Origin of the sequence: Mucilaginibacter terrae (genome assembly GCF_042679325.1) — a bacterium.
Classification (GTDB): domain Bacteria; phylum Bacteroidota; class Bacteroidia; order Sphingobacteriales; family Sphingobacteriaceae; genus Mucilaginibacter; species Mucilaginibacter terrae.
The window spans coordinates 237,840-262,915 of the sequence record NZ_JBHTMJ010000003.1 but is presented as its reverse complement, the minus strand read 5'-3'; the positions used below and the strand labels follow the sequence as shown (position 1 = coordinate 262,915).

Annotated in this window: 20 protein-coding genes; 6 read left to right on the top strand and 14 right to left on the bottom strand. The window is 44.1% G+C overall.

What is annotated here, in order from left to right:
- Positions 1 to 58: 58 nt before the first annotated feature.
- Together ACFQ3S_RS03230 and ACFQ3S_RS03225 are read right to left on the bottom strand one after the other, a co-directional pair.
- The gene (locus ACFQ3S_RS03230; RefSeq protein WP_377161185.1) at positions 59 to 6,643 is read right to left on the bottom strand and encodes an alpha-2-macroglobulin family protein; all 6,585 of its coding nucleotides are present in this window, start codon (positions 6,641 to 6,643) and stop codon (positions 59 to 61) included.
- Between the two features lie 168 nt (positions 6,644 to 6,811).
- On the bottom strand, positions 6,812 to 7,096 hold the full coding sequence (locus ACFQ3S_RS03225) for a hypothetical protein (protein ID WP_377161183.1): 285 nt from the start codon (positions 7,094 to 7,096) through the stop codon (positions 6,812 to 6,814).
- Positions 7,097 to 7,500: 404 nt separating this feature from the next.
- Between ACFQ3S_RS03225 and ACFQ3S_RS03220 the strand changes: the two genes are divergently transcribed.
- Both ACFQ3S_RS03220 and ACFQ3S_RS03215 read left to right on the top strand, forming a co-directional pair.
- Positions 7,501 to 10,221, top strand: a complete 2,721-nt coding sequence (locus tag ACFQ3S_RS03220; RefSeq protein ID WP_377161181.1) for a carboxypeptidase regulatory-like domain-containing protein — start codon at positions 7,501 to 7,503, stop codon at positions 10,219 to 10,221.
- Between the two features lie 47 nt (positions 10,222 to 10,268).
- Positions 10,269 to 10,877 carry a class I SAM-dependent methyltransferase gene (locus ACFQ3S_RS03215; protein ID WP_377161179.1) on the top strand — a complete coding sequence of 203 codons (609 nt, stop codon included), beginning with the start codon at positions 10,269 to 10,271 and terminating at the stop codon, positions 10,875 to 10,877.
- 11 nt (positions 10,878 to 10,888) lie between these two features.
- On the opposite strand, the gene ACFQ3S_RS03210 is transcribed toward ACFQ3S_RS03215, so the two are convergent.
- Both ACFQ3S_RS03210 and ACFQ3S_RS03205 read right to left on the bottom strand, forming a co-directional pair.
- A complete protein-coding gene (locus ACFQ3S_RS03210; protein ID WP_377161177.1) occupies positions 10,889 to 11,653 on the bottom strand; it encodes an oxygenase MpaB family protein in 765 nt (254 codons plus the stop codon).
- Positions 11,654 to 11,702: 49 nt separating this feature from the next.
- Positions 11,703 to 12,434: a ferritin-like domain-containing protein gene (locus tag ACFQ3S_RS03205; RefSeq protein ID WP_377161175.1), complete on the bottom strand. Its 732-nt coding sequence runs from the start codon at positions 12,432 to 12,434 to the stop codon at positions 11,703 to 11,705.
- A gap of 203 nt (positions 12,435 to 12,637) precedes the next feature.
- Here ACFQ3S_RS03205 and ACFQ3S_RS03200 point away from each other — a divergent pair, with 203 nt between their 5' ends.
- The 3 genes from ACFQ3S_RS03200 to ACFQ3S_RS03190 all read left to right on the top strand — a co-directional run bounded on the left by ACFQ3S_RS03200 (position 12,638) and on the right by ACFQ3S_RS03190 (position 15,973).
- Positions 12,638 to 13,072 (top strand): nuclear transport factor 2 family protein, encoded by a 435-nt coding sequence (locus ACFQ3S_RS03200; RefSeq protein ID WP_377161173.1) that lies wholly within the window; start codon positions 12,638 to 12,640, stop codon positions 13,070 to 13,072.
- Between the two features lie 125 nt (positions 13,073 to 13,197).
- Positions 13,198 to 13,740, top strand: a complete 543-nt coding sequence (locus ACFQ3S_RS03195; RefSeq protein ID WP_377161171.1) for a VOC family protein — start codon at positions 13,198 to 13,200, stop codon at positions 13,738 to 13,740.
- 4 nt (positions 13,741 to 13,744) lie between these two features.
- Entirely contained in the window at positions 13,745 to 15,973 is a 2,229-nt protein-coding gene (locus ACFQ3S_RS03190) for a beta-galactosidase (RefSeq protein WP_377161169.1), read from the top strand.
- A 99-nt stretch (positions 15,974 to 16,072) separates the two neighbouring features.
- Here ACFQ3S_RS03190 and ACFQ3S_RS03185 read toward each other — a convergent pair whose 3' ends face one another.
- The 10 genes from ACFQ3S_RS03185 to ACFQ3S_RS03140 form a co-directional block, all read right to left on the bottom strand.
- The gene (locus ACFQ3S_RS03185; RefSeq protein ID WP_377161167.1) at positions 16,073 to 17,086 is read right to left on the bottom strand and encodes an arabinan endo-1,5-alpha-L-arabinosidase; all 1,014 of its coding nucleotides are present in this window, start codon (positions 17,084 to 17,086) and stop codon (positions 16,073 to 16,075) included.
- Between the two features lie 95 nt (positions 17,087 to 17,181).
- Positions 17,182 to 17,517: a hypothetical protein gene (locus ACFQ3S_RS03180; RefSeq protein WP_377161165.1), complete on the bottom strand. Its 336-nt coding sequence runs from the start codon at positions 17,515 to 17,517 to the stop codon at positions 17,182 to 17,184.
- A complete protein-coding gene (locus ACFQ3S_RS03175; RefSeq protein ID WP_377161163.1) occupies positions 17,517 to 17,669 on the bottom strand; it encodes a hypothetical protein in 153 nt (50 codons plus the stop codon). The genes ACFQ3S_RS03180 and ACFQ3S_RS03175 overlap by 1 nt, the downstream gene beginning before the upstream one ends.
- 64 nt (positions 17,670 to 17,733) lie before the next feature.
- The gene (locus tag ACFQ3S_RS03170) at positions 17,734 to 18,195 is read right to left on the bottom strand and encodes an SRPBCC family protein (RefSeq protein ID WP_377161161.1); all 462 of its coding nucleotides are present in this window, start codon (positions 18,193 to 18,195) and stop codon (positions 17,734 to 17,736) included.
- Positions 18,196 to 18,201: 6 nt separating this feature from the next.
- Positions 18,202 to 19,128 carry a TIGR01777 family oxidoreductase gene (locus tag ACFQ3S_RS03165; RefSeq protein WP_377161159.1) on the bottom strand — a complete coding sequence of 309 codons (927 nt, stop codon included), beginning with the start codon at positions 19,126 to 19,128 and terminating at the stop codon, positions 18,202 to 18,204.
- A 9-nt stretch (positions 19,129 to 19,137) separates the two neighbouring features.
- Positions 19,138 to 19,959, bottom strand: a complete 822-nt coding sequence (locus tag ACFQ3S_RS03160) for a DUF393 domain-containing protein (protein WP_377161157.1) — start codon at positions 19,957 to 19,959, stop codon at positions 19,138 to 19,140.
- Between the two features lie 183 nt (positions 19,960 to 20,142).
- A complete protein-coding gene (locus ACFQ3S_RS03155) occupies positions 20,143 to 20,505 on the bottom strand; it encodes a hypothetical protein (protein WP_377161155.1) in 363 nt (120 codons plus the stop codon).
- A 78-nt stretch (positions 20,506 to 20,583) separates the two neighbouring features.
- On the bottom strand, positions 20,584 to 21,090 hold the full coding sequence (locus ACFQ3S_RS03150; RefSeq protein ID WP_377161153.1) for a GbsR/MarR family transcriptional regulator: 507 nt from the start codon (positions 21,088 to 21,090) through the stop codon (positions 20,584 to 20,586).
- Between the two features lie 566 nt (positions 21,091 to 21,656).
- Positions 21,657 to 23,276, bottom strand: coding sequence for an arylsulfatase (locus ACFQ3S_RS03145; protein WP_377161151.1), 1,620 nt, complete (start codon positions 23,274 to 23,276; stop codon positions 21,657 to 21,659).
- Positions 23,277 to 23,431: 155 nt separating this feature from the next.
- Positions 23,432 to 23,932 (bottom strand): DinB family protein, encoded by a 501-nt coding sequence (locus ACFQ3S_RS03140; RefSeq protein ID WP_377161149.1) that lies wholly within the window; start codon positions 23,930 to 23,932, stop codon positions 23,432 to 23,434.
- 165 nt (positions 23,933 to 24,097) lie between these two features.
- Between ACFQ3S_RS03140 and ACFQ3S_RS03135 the strand changes: the two genes are divergently transcribed.
- Entirely contained in the window at positions 24,098 to 24,934 is an 837-nt protein-coding gene (locus tag ACFQ3S_RS03135; RefSeq protein ID WP_377161147.1) for an MBL fold metallo-hydrolase, read from the top strand.
- Positions 24,935 to 25,076: the final 142 nt, after the last annotated feature.

The window sequence follows — 25,076 nt, the reverse complement described above, 5'->3', positions numbered from 1 at the left end:
TACTATTTTAGTTATAAAATAATCGTATCTGTTTCAGTAGTAGTGAGGCCTTGTATATCTATTTAACGATCTCCATTCTCCTACCCTCGCTATGCGCATTAAACTCGGGCGCGTACATGCTTTGTACCGTGCTTATGCCGGTAGAAAAGTTACCCGGCTGGGCTACCCTTAAACGGTATTCAAATACGTAATTACCCTTATTTAGCGTGCTGATAAAGAAGTTAGTGGCTACATCTTTAGTCACCTGGTAATAGCTCAAGCCATCCTGGTATTTAAAGGACGATAGTACATCAACCGGTTCGGTACCGGCGGGGCGCATATCTTTCAGGTGAATGTATTCGTAAGTACGGCCAGCTTTAAGGTACACTACCACCTTTAGCACATCACCAGTTTTGGGCTGATGCTTGGCATCCACCGCGGTAAGCACCGCTCCTGCGGCATCCTGTTTCTCTATAAAGTATTTACGCTCTAAAACAATATCGGTTAATGATGGCGTGATCTTATCGAGCTGCTCGGTATATTGCCAGTGCAGCGCTCCCCAGCTAATAGTTTTGCCACTATTTATCACCTGCACCTTGCCTAAAGCGGGTTTAATTTGCTCATCAACCCAATTGGTTTTGAGGTAGCCGGTACCAGCCTCCGCTTTTACATCCGGCTTTAGTTCGGTTAGTAATTTACCGTCCAACCTGATCTCTGATTTAGCAGTTCCTGTAAGCAAACTATCGCCACGCATTAATAACGCGTAACAGGCGGCGGCAGTGGCTTTAGTGGTACGCCAGTTGGTAGTTTGTTTATTGCGCAACAGCCATACCTTCATTTCCTCAACAGCTTGGGGTTGGTTGCCCGCTTCGGTAAACAGCTCTATCATTAAAGCCTGCGTTTCTACCGGCGATTGGTACCAGTACCAGCCCAAGTGGTTCTTAGCCCAATACATGCCCATATCATCATTTTGCTGAGCGGTTTCCATCAACGAACGGATAATGGCTTTGGCAACTTCCACCTTGCCGTTGCGGTGTAAGGTAAGGGCTATCAATGCCTGCTCATAAATATCTTGCGATATCCATTGTTTGGCAGCCCTGTCAAAATACAACGACTGCGCCTTTTTTAGCTCATTGCTCAACTTAACATCGGTAAAATAGCTTCGGGCATACCAGGCATGAATTTCATATATACCCAGACTATGGATTTTGTATGCTTTTGAAAGTTGGTTAAGGGCATCGCTCTTCAACAATTCGGCATCCAAATATTGCAGAGCGTTGTTACGGATACTGCCCAGCTTTTCATTAGTCGCGTTAACCGTTTTCGACCGGTACAACTGACCTATACCGGCTATAATATGCTGCGTAATAAACCGGTCGGCCTCAGTGCCGCCAAACCACGGGAAACCACCGTTAGGGAGCTGCTTTCTTTGTAATTTGTCCAGCGTTTGGTCTTGCTCGTAGCCTAACTTATTCAGGTCGTATAATAACGCTATCCGTTTCTTTTGTTCGGCCTCGCTAACGGCATCCTGCAGCCAGGGCGTTTCCTCTATCAGCGTAGCTTTAAGCTCGGGGTTCTTTTGCAGGTTGCTTAAAAGCTCTTTACTGTCGGTAGTTTTCCATCGCTCAAATACGGTTTTAATTTGAGGGTTATGGGTTATAATAGATGCTGATAAACTGTTGGCATAATACCGGCTGAAAATCTGCTCCGAACATTCGTACGGAAACTCCATTAAGTAAGGCAAAGCCTGCACCGCATACCAGGCCGGGTTTTGAGTATATTCCAGCGTAAGGGATTTGCTGACCAGCGTATTGCTCTTATTGTTAACCAGCTTATCGAACGTGAACGCCTTGGTTTGGCCCGACCGCACCATCATGGGCATGCTTTCGGTGACCAGCATACGGTTTGGTAGCACCGGCAGGGTGTTCTCTTCCCCATCGCTGTAGCGGTCGCTTACGGCAGTTAAACGGTAAGTAAGCGCATCTAATCCGGCCGGTATCACCAGTTTAAACGATACCGCTTTGTTGGTGTTAGCGACTACATCAAAAGCCTGGTCAGCCTCTGCGGGATTAACCAGCAGATTCACAGGCTGCATATTCAACGCGTTGAACAACTGCAGCTGCACTTTGCCTTTGAGCACCTGAGCCGTTAAGTTAGCCACCCTGGCCGATACGCTGATGGTATCGCCTTCCCGTAAAAAGCGCGGCATGTTGGCTGTGACCATCAGTTGCTTTTGGGTAACCACATCCTGCTGTACATAGCCGCCTGCTAAATCTTTGGTATGTGCAAAGGCCCTGAAGCGCCATTTGGTGAGCGACTCGGGCATGGTAAAGTTAATGAGGATCTGCCCCTGCTCGTTGGTGCGCAATTGCGGGTAAAAAAAAGCAGTTTCGTTAAAGTTTTTGCGGATAACCATAGGCTGCTTTTGACCGCCCAAGGCACCTTTGGTAGTAATGATAATTACCCCGTTAGCCGCACGTGCACCATATAGGGACGTGGCCGAAGCATCTTTCAATATCTCAATAGAACTAATATTATTATAATTAACAGTATCCATTCTACCGGGCACTCCATCAACAATTATTAAACTCTCGTTATTCCCGGATAGAGATCTGCTTCCTCTGAGCATTATTCTTGATTGATTGCCCGAATCATTGATCGTTACACCCGCTACCCTGCCTTGCAATACTCCTATTTCGTTAGGATTAGATTCGGTTACCGACCCGGTTAAACTTTGCTTTCTTTGTACACCATACCCTACTACAACCATTTCACTTAAAGCCTTTTCATCGGCTTTAAGTACGATGCGCAACTGTTCGGCTTTCTTAGTGGCTTTTTCCTGGGTAAAGTAACCAATATAAGAGAAAACCAATACGCCGTTAACCGGCACCTTTATTTTAAAGTTGCCACTTTTATTGGTGCTGGTGCTAATCCCCGTACCTTTTATCATAATATTTACCCCGGGTAAGCTCATGCCTTCCTCGTCTACTAACTTCCCGCTAATATCGTAGCCGTTTTTTACTAGTAGGGCATTCTTTTTATAAGCAGCTTCCAGTTGCTCGTTACGAATACGGGCCTGATTAGCTGCAATGCGCACCTCTTTTAAATAGTTAAGGTAGCCATAATTGTACCCGCCAAAATAGCTGTAGCCAAACAGGTTCAGTTCCTCATACCGGCGTACTATTGGGTTCTTGTAATTGTTAATATTAAAAAAAGTTTGGGTTTGCAGTTGCTGTATAAAGCCATACTCTTGCCAGGTATAATAACGGTATTGCCTGCCACCCATTATATTCTGAATGCCGTCCCAGCTTTGAGGTTGCACAATATCATCTAACGAAGCATCGTACATGGCGGCTACCATTTCGGCTGCGGGCTTATCGTTTCGATATCCCGATACCTGTAATGCCCATTCCTCTTTATCCCCTGACTGTAATTTATTGCGGAACGAGGTTAGCTTAACATTTAGCTTCTTTTCTGGCTGCTGCACATATATGGGCTGATAGCTGGTGTATAGGCGATTATGATAGAGCATGAGGTACTGCACCGCGGTGTTACCGGCATTGGCGGCTGTTACAGATATTTTAAGATCGCGCTGTGCATCAACTTTCATCCACTGCGATGACGTAAGATTCTCTCCCTGATATTGCTCGGCCAGGATATGAGCATCGGCACCAATCCCTACCAGGAAACGCGCGCTTTGGCCCGGCGCTATATTAGTAGTTACAGGCATTACCCAATTGGTTATGCTGGATGGTGCCGCCGGTTTATTAATCAGGGTAATATAATTTATCACTGATGCGGTATCGCCGTTGGCAGCATTGGCTTTAATAATCACCTGGTACACGCCCGAGGCTTGTTTACGCAAGGCATCCAAATCAACTACAGTATTTTTTCCAGGCACCGATTGAGCTTCGGTATTGATAATTTGAGCGCCTTGTGGCCAGTTTACATACTGATCCTCGTTTTTATAAGTAAAATCGGGGAACTCGCTTTCGTATTGGGCCTTGCTTAGCAGGTACTGATCGGGGTTTTGCCACAACCGTTTTTTAAACAACCTGCCCGGGCTTTGCAAGGCATAAACCTGCACCTTTATGTTTCCTTTTAATTGCTGACGGTTAAGTGTAGTTAACAATACACCAATTTTGGCTGAATCGGCAGCGAACTGATAAGCGGGCACCTGTGCCGTTAATTGGATATCGCGCTTGCCGATGGTGACCATAGTATTACCCGTATGGGTTTCGCCGCTGGCATCGTTAGCATCAACGTTTACCTGGTATTGATACCTGATTTGATCGCCAAGCTGATTACCGGGTATGGCTTTAAACGATATAGTGAAGTTGCCCTGGCTATCGGCCATAACGGTATCGGCAGCTATTTCGGCAGAGGGCTCATAAGCGTACCGGTTGTTGTAGCCGGAAGCATAAGCATTATACACCTGGTTTACGTTACGTGTAACATGGTAAGCCACCCTGGCTTGCGACAAGCCATATCCCGAAAACGCCGTAACCATACCCTTTACCTTCACGCTATCGTTAAAACGGAAGGTTTCTTTTACATCGGCCAGTTCCACTTTAAAAGTAGGACGTTTGTATTCTTCTGCTTTAACATAAATTTGCCCATCGCTCGTGGCTAATTTTATATTACCGTTAAGCACATTTTGCGGGATAATATAACTGCCATTGAAACTCCCGAATTCGTTGGTGGTAAAACTTTTGGTAGTTAAAAGCTTATCGTTACTATCGTAGATCTCCAAATCCATTACTTTGTTGGGTAACACTGTGCTTTTTCCTTTAAGCGTTTGTACTTGCAACCCCTTGAAATAAATGGTTTGCCCCGGACGATAGATCTGCCTGTCGGTAAATAAAATGGTTTTTTCTTTAGCCTCATTGTCCTCATCGTCTCTGGTTTCACCGGTTAGGTAACCCTGGTCATGCTGTAGGGTATCGCCGTTAAAAATCAGTCGGGCATTAATATTACCGCGGTCTATAGACGTTGTTTTAAATAAGCCGTTTGCATCGCTCAACCCTTTCCGCTCTACAATAATTTCTTCATTTTTTTTAGTGTTTGAATTATACCGGTTAGTTGTAGAGCTGAGCAACACATTTACCCCTTTTAAAGGCTTGCCAGTTTGGCGGTCCATTACCCGCAGCTCCACATCCTCATTGGGGTTTAAACGAGTAGTATAAGCCAGCTGGCTTACAGCGAAATTAACTATCTGCGTTAAGGAAGTGTCTTTACCATCACCTTTTTTGATCAGCAGCACATAGTTACCTGCAGGCAGGGCGTCTATCTTAAATTCGGTATTATGATTGCGGTAGTCGTGCAGGTTGGGCAGGTTAAGCGTTTGCTGCTGCGCGGTTTTTAAAGCCTGTAAAAAGTTCATCAACGACGCTACACTTTCCCTGGGCACTAATACCGATTGCCAGCGTTGTTTCATGGTCTCGGCATACAACTTTTGGTAACGTTTAAGCTGGGCATAGTTGAGTTTATAAACCAACACTTGTGCAGTTGATAAATTTTTATATTGCAATTGAGCCAGCACAGGTTTGCCCGGTACATTTACCTGTTCCACTGTTGCCGAAAGGCTTAACTGGCTTAATTGTTCGAGCGCTATGGCGGCGTTTTGCCCTCCCAAACTTTGCGGATAGGTAGCTACGGCTTTTTCAAATGCCCGATAAGCCGTAGTCAAACTGTCTTTACCCTTATAGTAATTACCCAGCAAGTTCCAGGCATCGGCGCTGATGGGTTTGCTGGCAAAGGCTCGGGCAGTTTGGTTTAAAGCTTGCAGGTAGAGCGAATCCTTTTGAGCCAGGCTGCTTTTGCTGTACAAAAACTGCAGCCTTTTAAGGTCCAGATCGGCCAGGGCTTCGGTATTATTTTGAGCCAAATGGTAAGCGGTAGCCTGTTGCAGGTATTTAACACCCCGGTAAAGTACCGATGCCGTATCGGTTGTGGTAATGGTTAAATTAGCAAACGACCGGCTATCGCCAAACAGGCGGGCGTCGGTTAAACTGAAAGGGTTGCGGGGTTTGGTGAGTGCTGCTTCATCGGCCAGGTAAAATTCGAAGGCACGGTGTAAAAGCATATCGTAAAGGCTTGGGCGCAGGTAGCGGGTTATTTTGTCGCCGGTAAGTACGCCGTCTAAAACACCAACAGGCGTAGTTTGGAGTGCTTTGGTATTTTGTAAGGATTGCTGGTATAATTTGCCGGTTTCATTTACAATGGTTTGCAGATCCCAGCGGGTAAAATCAGGATCGGGTTTGTTGAGGCGGGTACGCTGGCCGAACTGCCACCTATTTTGCTGATAGTAACGCCAGTACATATTAGCCAGCATGGATTGCAGTACCGGCTTCACCGGGAAAGCAGATTGCTTAATATCAGCCTTTAGGCTATTAATAACCGCTACCAGGGCGTTCTCTTCCAGGTATGATTGAAAGGTAATGCGGTAAATAACCGCCCTGATGATTTGAGGGGTATTATTATTTTGCCTCGCCAGCTTATCCAGTTTGTCTATCTCTGCCAGGGCCGATTTTGGCAGGCCCAGCTGAGCCAGGCTATCAATACGCCCGGTTATTTGCGTGTAAGTGCTTTGTGCTCGAACCTGGTTAAAGGCGAACAAGAGTAGCACCACTAACAAAAAGGGTTTAAGGCATTTGAAAAGCATACTGAAAAGTATAGGTTTATGCGGGTAAGGTAGTAAAATAAAGGCGGAGTGTATAACGTTGATTGGCTTCATAACTTACAGATGCATGAAGCCTAAGTTTTCCATAAAATGAAAAAAATAATTATTCATCTTAAAATTTATGATAACATACCGTTGCTGTTAGTATGGTTACCTGCCCGCCTTCCGCATTAAATAGTGCTGCTCGTTAAGGGCCGTTTGCGAATTGCTTACGCTGTAGCCATTCACCATTTGCCAGCCTTTTTTGGCCATATAGTTTAACGCGTCTACCAGTGAGCCTATTTCTTTTATGGTTTCAATTTCGTTTTGCAGGAGCGGGTTGGCGGCATTGGTGTCGCGGCCAAAATCAACCGCAAGATCTACCTTGCTGCTGAAAATTCTGGGCGATACAATAACAATGCAATATTGGTCCGGTTGATGAGATGGGTTATCCATTATCGGCTGAGATCTGATTTTTTAAATAAGATAAAGTGGAAATATACATTTATTAAAATTTTCCGAATAAAAATTTTTTAAGAATTGTTTATCTGTTTACAAACGGTAATTTGTCATCTCGACCGATAGTGAGAGATCTTGCTTAGACCTGCATGTAGCCGACTTTGCAGCGGTAACAGGATTTCTCGTAACCTCGAAATGACAAGATTTTTATAAAATTAAACAGGCTCTGAATTAGCTTATTTAATACTTTCAACCCTCTTTCCGTTGGGCGAATTCTATTTACACCACAATAAACAAGTTGCTTTTAAGGTTAAATGTAAAAAAGTGTTAAACATAGCGGCAAAGCTATGGCATGCTACACCAAGCATAGTATATTTACCGCAACTATACCAAGTGTTTAAATGATATACCGTTACGTTATTACCTTTTTACTGTTTGCCGCTTCTATATTGCCTGCACGGGCTCAGCGCGACAGTGTTCCGCTCAACACCATTATAGAAAAAACCAACAAGCTATCGGCAGACAGGCCGCTGGAAAAAATATACCTGCACTTCGACAAGCCTTATTACGCCATTGACGATACCGTTTGGTTTAAGGCTTACTTAATCGATAACTTTCGCCAGCCTTCGCAGCTGAGCAAAATCATTTATGTAGAGATCACCAACAGCCGCGATTCGATTGTGGACAACCTGAAACTGCCCGTGCGTAACGGCATGGCCTACGGCCACATTGCTCTTAATGAATTGAATTACCGCCAGGATAACTACCATATACGCGCCTATACCAAATGGATGACCAATTTTGGTCCCGAATACTTTTTCACCAAGACCTTGCCGGTAGGTAACGCTATTGATAAGCAGATAAACTCACATGTAACTTACAGCAAAACAGGCAGTGGTAAAAACGAAAAAATTAGCCTGCGGGTGGTATATAAAGACTTAGACGGCAACCCTCAGGCTAATAAGCGCGTAACCTGGGAAGTAATGAGCAGCCTGGATGATGTAGCCAAAGGCAAAGGCAATACCGATGCCAGCGGCGCCATGAACATTAGTTTCACCAACAGCAAAGGCACCGATTTAACAGGCGCATCGGTGGTGGCTTTTATAGACCTCGGTGGTAAAAAAAGTGCCGGTCGTACCTTTTCATTAAAACCGGTGCTGGGCACTGCCGATGTACAGTTCTTTCCCGAAGGCGGCCCACTATTAGCCGGCGTACGATCTAAAGTAGCTATAAAGGCATTGGGCGCAAACGGTTTAGGCTTCAATTTTACCGGAACCTTAACCGATAACGCAGGAGCATTGGTTGCCAATATTACTTCCCAGCATGCGGGTATGGGTTTGTTTGTTATTACGCCAGAAGCTGATAAAACTTACAAAGCCGATCTTACGTTTGCCGATGGTAGTAAGGGAACTTATAACCTGCCAAAAGCGCAGGCAACCGGCTTCAATATCAACGTAAATAATAACGAAGCCGATAATATTGGCCTTAAACTGGCTGCTACATCAGCCTACTTTGAAGCTAACAAGGGCAAATCTTATTATATAGTGGCGCAAAGCGTAGGTACTGTTTGCTTTGCGGCTCAAACCGTTTTAAAAGATCAGATCTATTCGGCCACTATTCCAAAAAACAAGTTTCCTACCGGTATAGTACAGTTCACGTTGTTTTCTTCGGGTGGAGTACCGCTGAGCGAGCGCATCGTATTTGTTCAGCGTAACGATCAATTGACCATGAGCATGGTTAGCGATAAACCAAGCTATACCGCGCGCCAAAAGGTTAAACTAAGCATTAGCGCCAAAAATAAAACAGCACCGGTTGAAGGTAATTTTTCGGTTTCTGTAATTGACGAAACCAAGGTACCCGTAAACGACGATGACGAGATCACCATTATGTCGAGTTTGTTGCTCACTTCCGACTTAAAGGGTTTCATTGAAAAACCGAATTATTACTTCGCCAAACTCAACGATAAAACCGCGGCCGACCTGGACCTGCTGATGATGACCCAAGGCTACCGCCGCTTTAACTATACCGATTTAATTGCTGGCCGTTACCCTACCATTAGCTTTTTACCTGAGCAGGGTATTGAAATTGCCGGTACGCTGCGCACCAATACCGGCATGCCGTTTAAGGGCGGTAATGTGCGTTTGCTTATCCCCGACAAATATTTTTCGGCCAATGCCGTGAGCGATCCTGAGGGAAGGTTTAAGTTTACCAACCTGGTATTCCCCGATTCGGCCAAGGTGGTTGCTACCGCTAAAAATAATTACAATTCAAAAAACCTGATGCTGATGCTGGATGGCATGACCTACCCTGCAATAGTTAAAAATCAATTATACCCGGATGAGGTTACCAATATTGACAGTACGCTGCGCCCTTACCTGTTGAACAATAAAAAACAGTTTAACAGCATGCACGTGTTAAAAGAAGTTATAGTACGCGCCAACAAACCCTCAATGACGGTGAGCCATGCCGATTATCCTGCACTAACCGGGTTAAGCAACATACCCGATCATCTGCTTGCCGCCAACCGCTTTAGTGCCTGTGCCAATATGTTTCTTTGCTTACAAAGCGGTATTCCGGGTGTTACTTTTGATATGAGCACCAATAGTTTTTATGTAATGCGCGATTATAATGCAGGGAAGCGGGTACCTATGCAAGTTTTTGTGACCGGCATGCCGGTAGATGCCAATTACCTGAACAGCGTGATGCCTGCCGATGTGGAATCGGTTGAGGTATTTTTAAAGGATGATTTGGGTTTGGTAAGCAGTTCGTACCAAGCCAATGGTATATTAGTAATTAACAGCAAAAAGAAACCAGTAGGTACTAAAATAAGTTTAGCCGAATTGCAGGATTTATTACCGCAACCAAGCGTTGTAAACTTTACCCCTAAAGGTTACAACTTTACCCGTGAATTTTATTCACCTAAATATGATGTGCCTAAGCCGGTTGGGATGGATCTGCGCAGTACTATTTACTGGAACCCACGGGTTGTTACCGATAAAACCGGTGCCACATCGCTTGAGTTTTACAACGCCGATGGCAAGGGTTCGTACCGTGCGGTAATTGAGGGCTTGGATAAAGATGGGAATTTAGGTCGCCTTATTTACCGTTATAAAGTACAGTAAAGCCCCTCCCCGGCCCTCCCCGGGAGGGAGGGTAAACGCCTAACTATATGAACAAATTACAGCAGTTGTACGGCGATATTGATATCTACCTGTTCGACCAGTTACTGAAAGGCACTTATGACCAGTGCCGTAAGGTGCTCGATGTGGGTTGCGGCGGTGGCCGTAACCTGGTATATCTTTTACAAAACGATTTTGATGTATATGGTGTAGACCCTAACCCCGAAGCCGTAGAAGCGGTGAGGCAGTTATCGGCCGCCTTAGCTCCCGACAATTCTTCAGATAACTTCATGGTGGCTTCAGCAGAGAACATGCCTTATGCTGATGCATCCTTCGATCTGATTATTTGCAGTGCCGTATTACATTTTGCGCAAAGCCAGGAGCATTTCGACAGGATGCTGCGCTCCGTTTGGCGGGTACTTAAACCGGGCGGTTATATGTTTGCGCGCCTGGCTTCTGATATTGGCATTGAAGAGTTAGTACTCCCAACAGGCAATGGCCGCTATTGGTTACCCGATGATTCTGAACGTTTTTTAGTCAACCATGCTACCCTATTGAACTATACCCAGGAATTGAACGGCTACCTGCATGAACCTATTAAAACCACCAACGTACAAAATTTGCGTTGCATGACCACCTGGTGTATGCAAAAGTTATAAAGTTATACCAACTACAAAGCCACATCCAACCCACGTACCTGTGCCTTGTATTCGTTAGGTAATATGGCTTCTTTGAGCAGCCAGTCCAGTTTTATGAGGCGGGTTAACTTGTAGAGCCATAGTATGGGCTTTAACAATGGGGCATTGCCGAGCGTCAGCATAGTTCTTACGCTTTTGGGTACCAGTATTGTTTGTACTTGTTTTAACAACTGGTAACGCACAAAACCCAGGTGCTCCCGGTACTTTTTGTACAAGTCGATGGTGTAATTACTTTTCGAAAAATTAGCTTGCAGATGCGTTTTGCGCATAACCAGCCATTCGGTATAAGTTTGCGGCAAGCCGGTCAACTTCATCCTTTCGCCCAGGCGATAAAAGGTATTAAACACTTCTTCCTTTTCGGCAATGGTAAGCTTACGTTCCAGCAACTCAAACGAGCGGATAGAATAATCGATGAGCATGAACAATACATCGCGGTAAGCCCAGTCGGGTATTTGCGCGCCACGGGCCATTTCAACACCCTGATGTATGGCGGCGATCTTATCAATAGCAGCCAAGGCCTTATCATGTTCCGAAAAAATAATCTTGCTCGAATATTCAACAGTTGAAAACAGCCTGGCTAATGGGTCGGCAGGCAAACGACCCGTAAAGTAAAGCCAATCTACCGCCTTGTTAAGCGCAAACTCCGCCGCGGCACCTGCAAAAATAAAGAGCACCGTATCGGCCTTGCCCCATATCTGCCTCACAATGGAGTCTTCTTTTACAAAATATTTCATCATATAATTAACGTTAACCAATACAAAATAGTTCCTTAGATAATATGACGGTTTACACCATTTCAAACAATGCGGTGCTGGTGATCTGGTTCAGGGTACGCAGGTATTTGTAATGCATCTTTTTCATAAAACCGGTAAACGTATTGCCACCGGCCTTAAATAACCTTTTGTGCGCAAACCATACTACGACCGATGTGCCGTAAAAAAAGCACTGATAAAACCACCTGCGCCATGCCCGGCCGCTTTCACTGCGGTTATCAAATATCACGGCCAGCCGCTCGGTTTGAAACGTAATGTGATAGACTTCATCGATCAAAATATCGGTGCAGATCTGTTTCAGCAACTGGCATTGGGTGGCATCCTTTAAAGATTGATAAAAGATCTGCGCGGTACTTTCCACCGCAATAACGGCCAGCGTCCAGGCTTCCATGCTATTACTGAAATAACGCATACGCCGAAAAAGCGAGTCGCCCCAGTCTTTTTTAATACGTGGCTGGCCAATAGCATCCAGGTACATGCCCAGGTTGTTGCCGTGCTTTTGCTCTTCCTTAATAAACAGCTTTACGGCGTCTACGTAATTGGGGTCGCTTATGCGCCAGGCATAACGGGTTGAGGCGCGAATGAGGTTCTCCCCTTCGGATGTTTCGCCCAGTTGCCAGGCCTGTAACGACGGTAAAACGGCCAGCAGCTCTTGTTCGGCTATAACCGGTTTTAAATTCCAGTCAACTCTCTTTTTAGTGGCATTTGTTTTAAAATGCTCAATCCAGATTTTACTTGAGTTCATAAGATGAATTTTAATAATATACAAAGTACTTTCAAATACAAAGTAAATTGATTTTAATCGACTTAACAAATATTATTGTATTTATTTGACCGCATTACTACACAAAATATATAAAATACCGATGGTGTTAATATCTTTAAAAAGCAAGCAGTAATACATTAGCATTTAAATGCTTAGCTTTAAATATTAATTAACAAGCTATCATGAAAACAACTGTATGCGTTATCCTATTCTCATTTATCGGCATAATTTGTATCGCCCAAACTAAAACTGAAGAAGAAAAGATACAGGCAACTGTTACTGAATTTTTTGATGCTATTTCGGCCTTAAATGAAGCGGCACTTAAAGCCGAAGTAACACCTGATTTTACATTAGTTGAGCACGGCTTGATTTGGAATGCCGATTCGTTGATAAACAATTTAAGACCAATGAAGGGTATGAATGTTAAAAGAATTAATAAGCTTGATTTTAGTAAAACAGAGCAACAGGGTAACATAGCTTGGGTAATATATTACAATACTGCCGATATGCGCATGAATGATAAACAACGCACCATTAAATGGCTGGAAAGCGCCGTATTGGTAAAGCAAGCCGGTTTGTGGAAAATAAAATTCCTGCATTCAACAGATCTGAAGTAATCGGTGTCAGAACAATTTGCATACTATTAGCACTTCACACCCGTGCCAAATTTTCACATAAGCGATGAAAGCGGATACCGGCAATAAATAAGCCTGGTTCAGTGGTAAAGTATAGCCCGCCAGAAATGATATATCTGAGAAGTGATATGTCCGAATTACAGTTATCGTTAGAAAAAGATTGTCGTAAACTACCCCCTAAGTTGTCGTTGGTACACATTGTGCTATTCAATTACATCCGGTACATTTGTATGAACATTAACAACAGATACATGGCAACACAAATGTTTTTAAATCTACCTGTAAAGGATCTTAACAAATCGATTGAATTTTTTACTAAACTTGGCTATACTTTTAACCAACAGTTTACCAATGAGAACGCAACCTGCATGATTATTAGTGATACTATATATGTAATGCTACTGGTAGAGCCTTTTTTTAAAACGTTTACAGATAAAGATATAGCCGATTCTAAAACAATTAAAGCTATAATAGCCTTATCGGCCGATAGCCGCGACGCTGTAGACGCTATAGTGAGCAAAGCTGTAGAGGCGGGAGCTACCACACCCCGGCCACCGCAAGATCATGGTTTTATGTATGGGTACGATTTTGAGGATTTGGACGGACATACGTGGGAGTACTTCTGGATGGACCCGGAACATGTACAATAAAAATATGAAACCAAAGACAAGCCTTTCTGTAACAGGGAAGGCTTCCTTGTTACAATACCTCTTAATTGATAAACAAGAAGGCTTATTACAAAATAAGTACTACTTTGGTACTACCAATTTCCTTAATATGTTTAAACCTGCTTATAAAATACTGCTCATCCTGCTTTTGCTGTCTACCTCAACCAATAAACTTGCATTAGCACAAAGTGCCGATCACTTTTTCCCTAAAAAAGATTTGATGACCATTGGCTCGTATTATTACCCGGAGCAATGGCCCCACGCCTATTGGGAGCGCGACCTTAAAAAGATGGCAGAACTGGGTTTTGACTTTACCCATTACGGAGAATTTGCCTGGGCCTTTATTGAACCCGAGGAAGGCAAATTTGACTTTACCTGGCTTGACGAAGCTGTTGAACTGGCCCATAAAAACGGGATCAAGGTTATTATGTGTACTTCCAGCCCTACTCCACCGGCTTGGCTGGCCCAAAAACATCCCGAAATAATGATGGTGAACGAAACCGGTGTAACCATGCAACATGGTTCGCGCCAGCAAATTTCATGGTCGAGCCCGGTGTACAGGCAGTATGTTACTAAGATGGTAGAAGCCATTGCCAAACATTACGCTACCGATAAGCGCATTTGGGGCTGGCAACTGGATAACGAACCCTCACACTACGGCCAGTATGATTACAGCGAGGCCGCTCAGGAGAGTTTTCGCAAATGGTTGAAAACCAAGTACCAGGTTATCGATTCGCTTAATGCTACGTGGGGTACTGCCTTCTGGAGTATTAAATATAATAATTTCGACCAGGTGCGTATCCCCAATGGTAAAGAGCTCATTGCCCAGCCCAACCCGCATGCCGTGCTGGATTTTAAGCGCTTTAGCGCCGATGAGGTGACCGATTTTTTAGGCATGCAGTACAAAATTTTGCGTAAGCATATTGCTGCCAACCAATGGATTACCACCAACCTGATGCCCGATCATGCCCCTGTTGACCCTACCCGCATGACCAATCTCGATTTTGTAACCTATACCAAATACCTCGTGGCCGGGTATGATAAAGGTTTAGGTCCGCAGGGTTTCAGGATGGGGTCGCCCACCAGCATTGCTTTCGCCAATGACCTGTTTCGCTCTATTAACGGCACTACCGGCGTTATGGAATTGCAACCCGGCCAGGTAAACTGGGGCAAGTTTAACCCGCAACCCATGCCCGGCGTAGTTCGTATGTGGATATGGCATGCCTTTGCAGGTGGTAACCGGTTTGTGTGCAATTACCGTTTTAAACAGCCCTTAACCGGCGGCGAACAGTATCATTACGGCATTATTGGCACCGATGGCGTATTATTAAGTACCAGTGGTGCCGAGTACACTAAAGTTATTAAAGAGCTTAAAAGTATTAAAAGCCTATATAACCCTGCCGATAAAATGCCGGCTGACTATGCCGCACGTTTAACTGCCGTTTTGTACAGCCCAGATAACCGCTGGGAACAGGATAACCAGCCGCAAACCTACCAGTGGGATTACCTGCAGCACCTGATGCGCTACTATGGCAGCCTTAAACAATTGAACGCACCGGTTGATGTGATAACTGAAGACAAAGATTTTTCTAAATACCCGGTTATGGTAGCCCCTGCCTACCAGTTGCTTGATGCCAAGCTGGTAAAACGCTGGACCCAATACGTAGAAAATGGCGGACATTTAGTATTAACCAGCCGCACCGGGCAAAAAAACCGCAACGGCAAGCTTTGGGAAATGAAATGGGCAGAGCCTGTTTATAAGCTGATAGGTGCCAAGATCCCGTTTTACGATCTGATGCCCGATACGGTGAAAGGCACCATTTTAATGAACAACCAAACCTACAACTGGAACAACTGGGCCGATGTGATTGAACCCGATGCCAGCACCCAAATATGGGCGACGTACACTAACCAGTTTTACGCGGGCAAACCGGCCGTTATATCGCGCAAACTGGGCAAGGGTTCGATTACTTATGTGGGCCCCGATACAGATGACGGGGCGTTGGAAAAAGCGGTGCTTACCCGTGTTTACCTGCAAGCCAATATCCCGGTAAAAAATTTACCCGAAGGGGTGATACTGGAATGGCGCGATGGATTTTGGGTAGGTGTAAATTATTCGGGCAAACCTTACCTGGTTAATTTACCGGCCAAAGCAAAGGTTTTAGTGGGACAAAAGTTATTGAAACCGGCCGAGGTTATTGTTTGGAAGGAATAGAATAATGTGTTGATTAAAGACACAAGTGTTGTGTCTCTACAAATATAATTATACGTAGAGACACAACACTTTGTGTCTCCGTCATCTCATACGTGGAAATCATTTACCTATCACCTGCGCCTTTTTATCACCATTCAGCTTAAACAGTTTTTTAGTTACATTTATAGTTGGCCAGCCGTCGGCATCCACATAAACGGGTTTAATGTTAAGCATGGAAGTGCCACCAGCCGAACGGGTATAGGCATGGTAAACAATAAAGGTAGTGTCTTTTTCGGTAAAGAAACCATTGTGGCCGCGGCCGGGCTCGGCATAATTTCCTTCTAAAAACAGGGTGTATTTATTATTAACCCAGCTTTCCCCTTTTTTAGTGAGATAAGGGCCTCTTATATTTTTTGAACGACCCATAACCACCTGGTAATTACTTTGTATCCCTTTGCAACAAATACCGCGCGATGCGAAAATGTAATAGTAGCCGGCCCCCCTTATAATATAACTACCCTCCCCTAATGATGTAGTAATGGTGGTCAGTTCGGGTTTATCGCTTTTTAATTTACCGGTTTTGGCATCTAGTTCCACCAAACGCAAACCACCCTGGTACGATCCGTAGAGCATCCATACGGTACCATTTTTTTCTACCACGATATTAGGGTCTATTACATTCACCTTTTCGCCCCCATTTTTGTAGCTGATGATTTGGCCATGATCTATCCATTTATAAAGCGGACTGCTTTGGTCTAACGTAGCATTTGTAGCGTAACCAATGCTCGAATTAAAGTTCATCCAGCCCGAAACGGAATAATATAAATGGAACTGGCCGTTACGGTAATGGATATCGGGTGCCCATAAAGCCCCATCCTGGTTTGGAATATCCTGCTTAAACCAGGTTAACGGCGAGGCAAACACGTTACCGCTGTTTTGCCAGGTAATCTTGTCTTTTGATGTTTTAATGGGCACACCCTTACCTGTCGAAAATATATAGTAAGTACCTTTTTGTTTGATCATCACCGGATCGTGAACTTTCAGATCACCTTTAAGCACATTGCCGGTATCCTGGGCATACAAACCGGTACTAAAAGCACCCATTAAAAACAATAGCGAAACAAAGGATTTCATGGTGGTTGTAATTGGTAGAACCGGTGCAGGTTTTAATGATAAATGTCGGCATTATAAAAGTACAGCTTTATGCCATTACTTATTGGGGGGTAACACTAATTATTTTGTTCTTGTAACCTGCGGGTATTTTTATAAGCCAGCCATAGTGGTACAATACCTATTACACCGAAAGAACAATCGATAAACTGCCAAAAAACCGGGATATGACGAATACTTCCCGCTACAAAAGCCAGCGGAAAAATGATCGCACAGGCGATCATACCAAACTGGACGACCCAAATGTTTTTTACAGGATCTTTCAATGGGCCAAAAAACAGTATAGCTAATACTATGTGCGCAAAAGCCAGCCAGTCTGTACCGTAACTGAGATAAGGGTAATGGGCATTGGTATTGGTGATGGCGAAATAAATGGTGCTTAACCAGTTTTGCATTATTGAAGGGAAAATGCTGATGTGCTGATGAAAATAAGCAGCTCGGTTTCTAAAGGAAAAGCGGTAATGCCGCTAATGAACAGGCCGGCAATAATAATCCAGATATAAATTTTGATACGGGTGAGGAGGAGTTGTCTGGTAAGCGGTTTCATAATGTTGGTATTAGTGATTTATATTATCCTGACATGCCGATGTTCTTCGGCATCGCGGTTTAAATTAATAAAGCTGCCCTCCTTCGGCCACCTGTTTAATAGCTTCATTGCGTTGTGTTAAAAGCTTGTGCAAATGGGCTTTTAATAGCCAATTATCGGCCAGTTTACCCAGCCAGCCCAACGGCGAACGGAAAACAAACTCATCAACCATTAAAGTACCATTACCCTGAGGCAAAAAAGCATGGTAATGCCTGAACCATTTGAACGGACCGCTTACCATTTGGTCAACAAAGTAATTGGCATACTGCATTTCGGTTATCTGTACCTTCATTATAAAAGGGAAGCCAAAGTGACGGGCTTTCCAGGTAACAGTTTCATGCAGGTTAATTAAGCCCGTGGTTATACCGGCTACGGCCTCCTCGTGGTTTTGCTGCATAGAGGTCAAATGCAAATCTATATTGCGCGCCAGGTTAAAGCATTGTTCAACCGGGGCGTTAATGTGGGTTTGTAGCTTAACAACCGGCATATTTAATTAATTTTTAATACTCAAAATATCGTGCACTGCATGTTCGGCCTTAGGAAACTGGAAAGTAAAACCGTTATCTAATAAGCGCTGTGGTGCAACCCAGCGGCTTTTTAAAATAAGTTCGGTTTCGGTACCTATGAGGCGGGCACCAATTTCGAGCAGCCATTGGGGTGCGGGCAGGCCAAAAGGCATACCGTAAGCTTTGCGGATGATGCGCATGAGATCTTGGTTTTTAACGGCTTCAGGGGCGGTGCAGTTCACTACACCCTCCAGTTCGGGGTGTTGCATCAGCCACTCGGTTATACGGGCCACATCCTGCTGGTGTACCCAGGCTACGTATTGTTTTCCATCTCCTTGTTGCCCTCCCATGCCCAGTTTTACGAGGTTTAATAAGCGTGGAAATACCCCATCATCGCGTCCCAGCACAATACCCATACGCAGGGCCAGTTTACGGGTAGCCGGGGTTGGTGTATCAAAAAAAGTTTGCTCCCATTGCTTGCACACGTCTATAGAAAAACCGTAACCGATTTCGCCGGTGGTTTCATCCTGGGCATAATCTTCGGCGTGGCGGTAAATGGTGGCCGAAGTTACGTTGATCCATAATTTGGGGGGATTGGCAAGCGTATTAAGCACCTTGCCCAGCAAACGGGTTGGCACTACCCTTGATTGAATGATTGCTTGTTTATTTTGCCCGGTGTACCGGCAGTTCACATTTTTACCGCAAAGATTAATCAGTACATCGGCATCTTCTAAATACTGGCCCCACTCGCCTTCGGTTTGGCCATCCCAAACCAAGGTTTTAATATTGCCTTTGGCGGGTGCTGCTTTACGGCTTAATATAATAACTTCATGAGCCAGTTCTTTATAATAATTAGCCAGCACGGTACCTAAATAACCATTACCACCAGCCAATACGATCTTATGATATTTCATGATTTTTATTTAGTTAAATTGATAAATGAACATTAAAACTATGAAGCGATATACCGCCCAGGTAATGGTGAGCAACCAACCTAATTGAAGTAATTTAGTACGCCTAACATGCTCTAAAAACATTAAACCGGCCACGCCCATAAAACAGAAGATGCAGATTACGGCATTAAGGTCTGCAAATTTAGCAAGCAGTAATACCGGCAATAGTAATAAAGATCCGGCTAAGGAGATGGTCATCATGTTGCCTAAATAATTCCATCGTTTGGCGGGTGCGTACCAGCTGATGATAAGGCCCTGAAAAAGTATTTGTCCGCCGCAAATTAAATATTCGCGGTAGGCATTGCCCAGCGGTACCAACGGGGTTAAATGCCCGGCGTAATTGGTTAATATTACGGATACTATCAACCATGTAAAAAACAAATACAGTAACCTGTAGCTTAACCTGAACGTAGGCTGAATACTGTTCTCCTGCTCATGCACAGCCGGAATTATTATCCGGCGATTGTAAGAAATAAAAGCATACACCTTACGCATGATCCAAACAAACGGACCAAAACCCAATAGCGGTTTAAGCAGCGGCAAAGCATTGCCAAATACCTTAAACAAACTATCAATGCCATAACTTACTTCACCGGTTGGGGTGTTCACCAACGCAATTTCATTTACGGCACGCTGGCGGTCTACCAACAGACAAGCCTCCTGCGGCATGTTTTGGTAACTGGCCCTTCCTTTGGCATCGAGCATACCGCTTTTGGTAAATGCTTTGGTGTAAAACTGGCACATGGGGCATTCGGCATCGTACAATATAATATGGTTTTTCAGGGTCTTCATAGTGTGAAGTTTAACTTATCAAAATGTCTGTCTGAGCCTGTCGAAGACTTAGCAAAGCGGCAAATGCTTCGACAGGCTCAGCATGACAACTACCTATTCTCGTTTCAGCGGATAGGGAAGCCGCTTACTTGGCTTGTGTGATGCCGATATTCGTCGGCATAACAGACAAATAGATTTAACTTACTAATTAACAGGTTTGCTCAACTGTGCCCGGTTACGTAATTTGAAGAACACAACGAGGTTCAAAAAATGCATGGCTCCCAGCACAATAATAATAGTACCCAGTTTGTAACTTAACACCTCAATAACCATTTGTGCATTGACAAGCGTATTGGCGTATTTAAGTGCCAAACTTATATAGCCAATGTTAATTAGGTAAAAACCCACCACCAGTAGTTTGTTGACAGAATCGGCAAGTGGCGTATTGCCATGGAAAATATCAATTAAAAAGATGCGACCGTTATTAAACAGCACTTTGGCTACCCATACCGTTAAGGCTATGCTAACCAGCAAATAAATAGCGTAGGTTACAATAAAATAATTCATGACGTTGATTGTTTAAGTTAATATATAATTAATATTGAATTTTCAGTAAAATATGAAACTTTAGTTTAAAAAAAGTATCTATTTAAAAATCTTAAAAATAGAACCCCAAAACCAATTTTCATCAGCCTTCAGCATGGTATCTAAGGTTCTGTTCACGTTTTTAGCCAGCTTGTTAATGTCAGTGATCGATTTTTTGAAGGTTTTATACGCCGGGTCTTTCTCGTTACCTTCCACGGTAGATAGTTCGTTTAAAATCTTAATCACCGGGTCCAGTTCACGTTTCTTACGTTCCTGAGCTACCTGGCGGGCAATATTCCAGGTATCTTTTTCGGCAAAAAAATATTCTTTGCGCTCGCCGGGTTTGTGTTGTTTTTCTACCAGGCCCCAGCTCATCAGATCGCGCAGGGTCATGTTGGCATTGCCACGCGATATGCTTAGTTGTTCCATCACTTCTTCGGTGGTTAATGCCTCAGGCGACATTAGCAGCAACGCATGTACCTGCGCCATGGTTCGGTTTATGCCCCACTCCGATCCCAGCTTACCCCAGGCTTCAATAAACTTTTGCTTGGCTTCTGCTAATTCCATGTACAAATGTACACAATATTTTAAACTTTCAAAACTTATTGAAAGTTTATTTTAAATTATATTGACGTTTGTAATTTTTTGTTGGCGTTTCCCTATCGGGTCGGGCTATCCGCTTATACTGCGCGGGCCTTAGCCGCTTGGCCAGTATCCCAATGTCATTAAGTTAAGAGATTAGTGTTTATTTAATATTGAACACTGAATGCCCAATATTGAATGATGAAGGGGAAATTCGGTGTTGGAAATTCGAAATTCATTATTCGATATTATTTGCACTGCTCTTTTTACCTTAACTTAATGACATTGGCCGGTATCCGCTTCTATCCCTAACGTTGTCTGAACCGGAATTTGAGGAATTTATAGGATTGGCAGAATTCATGACAACCGCCAATGTCGTCGGTGATTAAAAGATTCAACCAATCAACTACTTAACCGATCAACTATTCAACCTAAAAAAAGCGTTAGCGATTGCAACGGAAAGCCCGGAATGCAGCGTAGCGGAATGAGGACTTGCAGTGTAAAGCGCGGGCCGGAGGCAACGCCCGAAATACAACTCGCTTCAATACCGTTTACAGATCGCCTTTACCTTTACTTAACTGTGCAAACGGGATAACGCCAATGCGGTTGGCCCATTGCTGGTATAGGGTTTCTAAAGTTTTTACCTTATCGGGGTATTGGGCAGCCAGGTTGTTTTGTTCCGAGCGGTCTTGCTCCACGTTGTACAATTGCCACTGGTTTTCGGGGTATTGCGATACCAGTTTCCAGGCACCCTGACGTACTGCCCGGTTACCCTCGTGCTCAAAAAACAGCGCATTATGTCCCTCCCATTTTTTGTATTGAATTACCTGCAACAGGCTTATTCCCTCAGTGGGTGTAATGGTATTACCGTTATAAGTTTCAGGATATTTTGCACCTGCCAGATCCAGGCACGTAGCCATCAAATCAACAATGTGGGCTGGCTGATTATTTTGTAAGTGCTTTTTAATAACAGCCGGATAACTTACAATAAAAGGTGTAGCTATGCCACCTTCGTACACCCAGTGCTTAAACAGGGTTAACGGCGTGTTACTTACATTTGCACCGGTAAAACCATAAGCCGTAAATGACGATGGATCGCTGGCGGGTTTTAAGTTGGCGGCCGTAATTTCGGGCGTAAAGCCGGGGCCTTTAATGCTCTCGCTGCTGGCCCCATTATCCGACAGGAACATAATCACCGTGTTTTGATCTTGGCCGGTTTCTTTTAGTGCCTGACGTATGCGACCTACATTTTGATCCATACGGTCGATCATGGCGGCATAAACGGCCATTTTTTCGTCCCATATTTGCTTTTCGGCATCGGTTAAAGAGTTCCATTCAGGCACATTTTTATCTCGTGGCGACAGCTGCGTACTATTATTAATAATACCTAACTTCTTCATTCGGTTAAAGCGTTCTTGGCGCAGTTTGTCCCAACCGGCCATGTACTTGCCTTTGTACTTGGCAATATCATTAGGCAGGGCATTTAACGGCCAGTGGGGTGCCGTAAAGGCCATGTATAAAAAGAAAGGTTTGCCTGTGGCTCTATTGTCTTTAATATATTTTACCGCGTAACCCGCATAAGCATCGGTAGCATAAAAATCTTTTTCAGGAGTGTAAGACTTATCATCCAAAGCAATGGTTAACCGCTGGTTTGGGCGGTACGGGTTAGTGGGATTAAAATAGCTCCCCGCCCCGTCTATCAAACCAAAATAATGATCGAAACCACGTTTTACCGGCCATTTATCGGGCGCGGTGCCCACATGCCATTTACCGGCCATGTAAGTATTGTAACCACTTCCTTTTAAAGCCTCGGCAATGGTTACACAGTTATTATTAAGGTAACCCTGGTAAGCGGGTTCTTTGCGGGTGTTCACCATATCGCCCACACCTGCCTGGTGCTGGTATAAGCCGGTAAGCAACGATGCCCTGGAGGGGCAGCAGCGCGAGGCGTTATAAAAATTGGTCATTACCAAACCGGTTTTGGCCATGCCATCCAGGTTAGGAGTTTGTGTGTTCGAACCAAAGCAGCCCATATCCGAGTAGCCCATATCATCGGCCAAAATGATAACAATATTGGGTTTCTTAACTGCTCTTTTGGCTTTTTGCGCCATAACAGCAGGCAAATTAAGCAAGGCTATGGCATTCAGGTAAACGACAAACTTAAATTTCATGCTAACTGGTTTATTAATTGGCTAATGGTAAATATAGAAATTTACCCTGTTTAATTTATATACTCCCAGTTAGGGGCAGGGCAGGATGGTTTAATAATGTAATAAAGGAGGGCTGCTTCTTTTGCATTTAAAAAAGAAGCAGCCCAGGCAATAAATTACTCCATAGCAGGCATACCCATTGCAGCCCAATCTTCTTGAGCAGGGCCATACAAACCGGGTACAGGCAAGCCTACAAAACGCATAATAACCGTCATTTGGCTGCGATGGTGAGCTTCGTGCCCTACAAGCACTTTTAAAATATGGCCTTTTGTCCACTCCTGCCCGTACATATTTACATTTTCGGCCAGGTTGCTATCCATCCAGCGGCTGCTAACGGCCAGTGCCAGTTGTGCGTTATATTTTTGATGAACCGCTGCAATTTCGGCAAAAGTGGTTGGGGTAGGTGCATGTTCCAACGCGTCTTCATCAAATAAACCTGCCTTAGTGCCCATTTCGGTTATGGTTTGAGTAATGTGCCAGGCCAGTCTTTCGAGCGAGCGGATGTTTGGGTGAATCTTTATGGTTTTGGTATCGTCGGTTACATTATTAAACACTAATGCGCTGTTGGTGCCTTCTTGTTGCCAATCGTTTAAAAATTCGGTAATGCTGCTATACATAATATTGGTGATTGAATATTGATACCGCAAATTAAGTGATATTATTTTACTAATTCTATTAGAATTTAAAAGATAAACCTCCTACTAATTACTAAATTTAATTTGAAATAAATTTAATCAATCCTTAAATATTGTGCCCAAAAACCGGTTAATTTGTACCGGGATATGGCATTGTTTATAACATCACTTAATTCGGGCAGTAATGGTAATTGCTACTACGTAGGTAACCACCGCGAAGCTGTATTGGTTGATGTAGGCATCTCCTGCCGGGAAATTGAAAAGCGTATGCAACGCCTTGGGTTGAGCATGCAAAAAGTGAAAGCTATTTTTATCTCGCACGAGCACTCTGATCATATCCGAGGTTTACCGCTAATAGCCAAAAAATACCAGTTACCGGTGTACATTACCCCTGTCACCATGCAATATGGCCGGTTGTTTTTAGAAGAGCATTTGATTAAAACCTTTAGCGGGTACGAGCCGGTGAACATTGGTGATCTTTCGGTTACGGCATTCCCCAAGTTTCATGACGCCGCCGAACCACATAGCTTCGTGGTATCGGGCCATAACGTTAAAGTTGGTGTGTTTACCGATATTGGCGCACCTTGCCAACATTTGATCAAGCATTTTAAACAATGCCATGCCGCATTTTTAGAGGCCAATTACGATGAACAGATGCTGGCGCAGGGCAGCTACCCCTACCACTTAAAAAGGCGTATTACCGGTGGCCGCGGGCACTTGTCAAACACCCAGGCGCTCGAATTATTTAAAACGCACAAGCCACTCTTCATGAGCCATTTGCTACTATCACACCTCTCTAAAGATAACAATTGCCCTAAACTGGCGCGCGAACTGTTTGCCCAGCATGCCGGTGGTACCCAGGTTATTGTAGCAACCCGTACCGAAGAAACACCGCTTTATACCATTCAAAGCGGTGGATATGCCGATGTTGCCATAGCAAAATACTACCCTGCGCCACATACGGCGCAGTTCTCTTTATTTTAATCAACATTCGTTTATTGCCAGGGCAAGAACGCGCGGTGGCAGGGATGAGTTTGATGCATATATCGCTTCACTAAACCCCTCCCTGCCCTCCCCAAGGAGGGATGAATTTTAAATCTCTGTTTATCTACCCTCTTCGGACTAA